4 protein-coding genes are annotated in these 3,260 nt (G+C 38.1%); all 4 read right to left on the bottom strand.

Annotated features, from left to right (window positions below):
- Positions 1–19: 19 nt before the first annotated feature.
- A complete protein-coding gene (locus RT445_RS23770) occupies positions 20–511 on the bottom strand; it encodes a GNAT family N-acetyltransferase (protein ID WP_396631740.1) in 492 nt (163 codons plus the stop codon).
- A gap of 306 nt (positions 512–817) precedes the next feature.
- Positions 818–1,759, bottom strand: a complete 942-nt coding sequence (locus RT445_RS23415; protein ID WP_312506222.1) for a VOC family protein — start codon at positions 1,757–1,759, stop codon at positions 818–820.
- Positions 1,760–1,929: 170 nt separating this feature from the next.
- On the bottom strand, positions 1,930–2,682 hold the full coding sequence (locus tag RT445_RS23410; protein WP_312506223.1) for an alpha/beta hydrolase: 753 nt from the start codon (positions 2,680–2,682) through the stop codon (positions 1,930–1,932).
- Positions 2,683–2,907: 225 nt separating this feature from the next.
- The coding region (locus tag RT445_RS23405; RefSeq protein WP_313471734.1) for a tubby C-terminal domain-like protein at positions 2,908–3,260 on the bottom strand (353 nt) is incomplete at its 5' end.

Here is a 3,260-nt window from a genome sequence, read left to right as displayed (position 1 = left end):
TGGAGTGCAAAACAATCTATTATCCTAATAATTCTTGATATTCAGGATGTTTTTCGAATTCGGCTTTGGCGAAAGGACATAGAGGGATGACTTGTAAGTTTTCTTTTTTCGCATAGTCAACTGCGGCTTTGACTAATTGCTGGCCGACATTTTGTCCTCTTAGATGTTCGGAAACATGTGTATGATCGAGGATGATTCGACTCTCTCCGACACGCACAAAATGAACCTCTGCTTCGCTATCTTCTTCGTTCCCAATATAGAATGATTGGCTACCTTGTTTAATTTCCAAAACGTGTTCTCCCTCTTTTCGTTTATATTTTAGTGCACCGCTTGGACAGCGATTGATAACTTCTTCTACTTTTGCGACTTCTGCTTGATCTGCTTTGATCCAAGGTTTCGCTTTGACATTGAATACCTCTGGTAAGCCTTTTACACATTCAGCTGCATGCTGACACATATCTTTATCAAAATAAACAGTTATTTTTTCTCCTTCATATGCACGATACCCCATATGTTTGCCCCCTCGTTTTATCTTCTTAGTTGCAACTCTATTATAATCTATTTATAAAGTGCATAACTATCTCTTTTTTTTAGCGGTATATAATGCTTGAATCAAAGTTTTCACATTATCTTCGTCTTTCGGAAAAGTAGAAATCCTAATATTTGTAATAACTCACCATTCATAGTGGCTAATTGGATAAGACTCTTTCAATTTAACATGGAGTCGCAATAATCATAGCCAATTGTAAAAATGGTATTATTCGTATTGTTCAAAACTAGTTCCAGCAGCTGTCCATCCACCTCTACCATATGCTTGTTAGTCAATCGGTGTTAATTTCTCTTCAATTTCATGTCGGCGGCCTTCCAAAAATGGTGGTAAATCTAAGTCTTTGCCCAAATCTTCAACAGTCGTATCCACTGTAAAGCCTGGTCCATCTGTTGCAAGTTCAAATATAATTCCGTGTGATTCCTTCATATAAATACTAGAGAAATAATAGCGATCCGCTTTTTTTATGATGCTAAAGCCAAAATCTTTAATTTTTTGTTCCCATTGGTCTAGCTCTTCCTTATTTTTCACACGAATGGCTAAATGGTGAACACTTCCTCTTCCAGGCTTTTCTTTAGGACCATCCTGTTCTACGACGACAATTTGACCTTGTAATTGACCTTCTTCAGCCTGAAAAACAGCTTGGGATGTTGATCGTGTTAGCTCTGTATAGCCAAACAGTTGGACCAAAGTTTGTTCAGCCTCTGCTAATGAGCTAACTGTTAATTCCACTGGCCCCATTCCTAAAATTTGATGCGCCATCTCAACAGGTGAATCTCCCCACTTTGTCCATTCTTGTGGAATTTGCTTATCTTGATTATTTAAAAATACAAGGCGTAGACCATCCGGATCTTCAAAGTGAATCGCGTCCGTTTCACCGTATTTTGTTAAGCCACTGTGCTCAATCGCAAATTCATTTAAGCGATTTTCCCAATAGAGTAAGCTATCGTAAGAAGGAACAAGTAAACCAATTCTCGTGATGGCATCTGTCCCACGATGTGTACGACCTGCGTGCGATAATTCAAAAAATGTGAGGCCTGTCCCTGGGCTACCTGTTAAATCACCGTAAAATAGATGATACATACTTGGGTCGTCTTGATTGACGGTCTTCTTCACTCGACGAAGCCCTAAAATTTGATGATAAAATTGATGATTTTCCTGTGCATTTTTTGTAATCATTGAGATATGATGGTGTCCTGTGATTGTTAGCATGTAAAATCTCTCCCTGTACTTCATGTTGATTCCCTATAGGGTTTGTCAAAACGTCAAAACCATTCTTGTTATTTGTCTCGAATTCGAGATATACTTTAAAATTATCTCGAATTAAAATATCTTTAATTCGAGATGATAATATCATGATTTTGAGTGGTAGTCAATACTCTCTATTGGGTAAGATCCCCATTATTCAACCGTAAAAATTCCATCATTTCCTTCATAATGTCCTCTTGATCTCGACCTAAAGTCATTAAATGTTTGGAGTTTGCAAAGCCCTTTAGTTTCTTTTTAGAGGAATGGACTTGCTGATAAATTGTTTCAGCGCTTTGGGCGTATACATCTTCATCTCGTTCACCATAGAAGATAGCGATTGGGATTGTAATTTTATTGAGATGTTGCATTGTATCTTTGATAAAATGTTGGAATGCAATAAAAGAATCTAACGGCATGTTCGTAAATGGCTCGATTTCGTTAGAAATTTGAAGTGCTGATTTGCCCTCTATATTTTTATAATTATAAGCATAGTCCATGATTCTTTGCTTTAGTTGTTCGGGTTCCTTCTCAACCGGTACAGATAAAACGATGATTTGTTCGAGCTGTTCTAATTGTGCAAGCTTCAACGTGAAAATACCTCCAATGGAGATACCGATAACAGAAATCTTTTGATAGCCTTCATCGAGTAAAAACTGATAGGCATTCACGACATCTTGCCACCAGTCGTTTACATTATATTGTAATAATTGTTCTGGTGCATTGCCATGTCCACGGTATAGCGGCGCATAGCATGTATAACCCTCTTCATGTAGCTTAGCAGCAACCTTCTTCATATCTCTTGTATGACTAGTAAAGGAATGTAATAGCAATAGGGCATGCTCATTTCCTTGTAAGTAAATTTCTTTAGCTGGAAGTATGTTTACCATAGTCTAAGCACCTTTCCTTGATCGATTAAAAATATTGAATGACATGTCTCACCTTTTTGATTTGTCATTGCAGCAAATTGTATTATCTCGAATTCGAGATAATTGTAGCATCGCGTTGCACATACGTCAATTAATAAAGGAGGTGACGACCACTCATTTATTGGTACTTTCTTTCCCCACTGAACAGGCAAATGAAACCAGCCTGAAAGCTGATCTCATTTGAATTTATGCCCCAACAAACAACACAGCCTGTCCAATGGCAATGAAGAAGGCTTCATGCTGAATCGGACTACTGTCTTCCACCTGCAACGTGATGTCAAAATGAGTGTCACAGAAAGTAGCTTGCCAGCGTGCAATGGGCTGCTCATTCACAGTAAAAACAGACCAGTCCTCCATTTCTTTGCTGAGCTTGATTTGTTGTTCTCCATCCGTAATTAGAAGATCAGGTATCATGATTTGCCAGCCATCGTATGCAATCATATAGTCTTTTCCTGTTACTAAATCCTTGCCTCGAAAATGCACACGACCACGTCGAGATACTTTTTTACATGTAAAAAGAGGCTGCTCCTTTGTATCAT

It is taken from the genome of Lysinibacillus sp. (assembly GCF_032093475.1).
Taxonomy (GTDB): domain Bacteria; phylum Bacillota; class Bacilli; order Bacillales_A; family Planococcaceae; genus Lysinibacillus; species Lysinibacillus irui.
The sequence above is the reverse complement of the archived record's forward strand: the minus strand, read 5'-3'. Positions and strand labels throughout refer to the sequence as shown.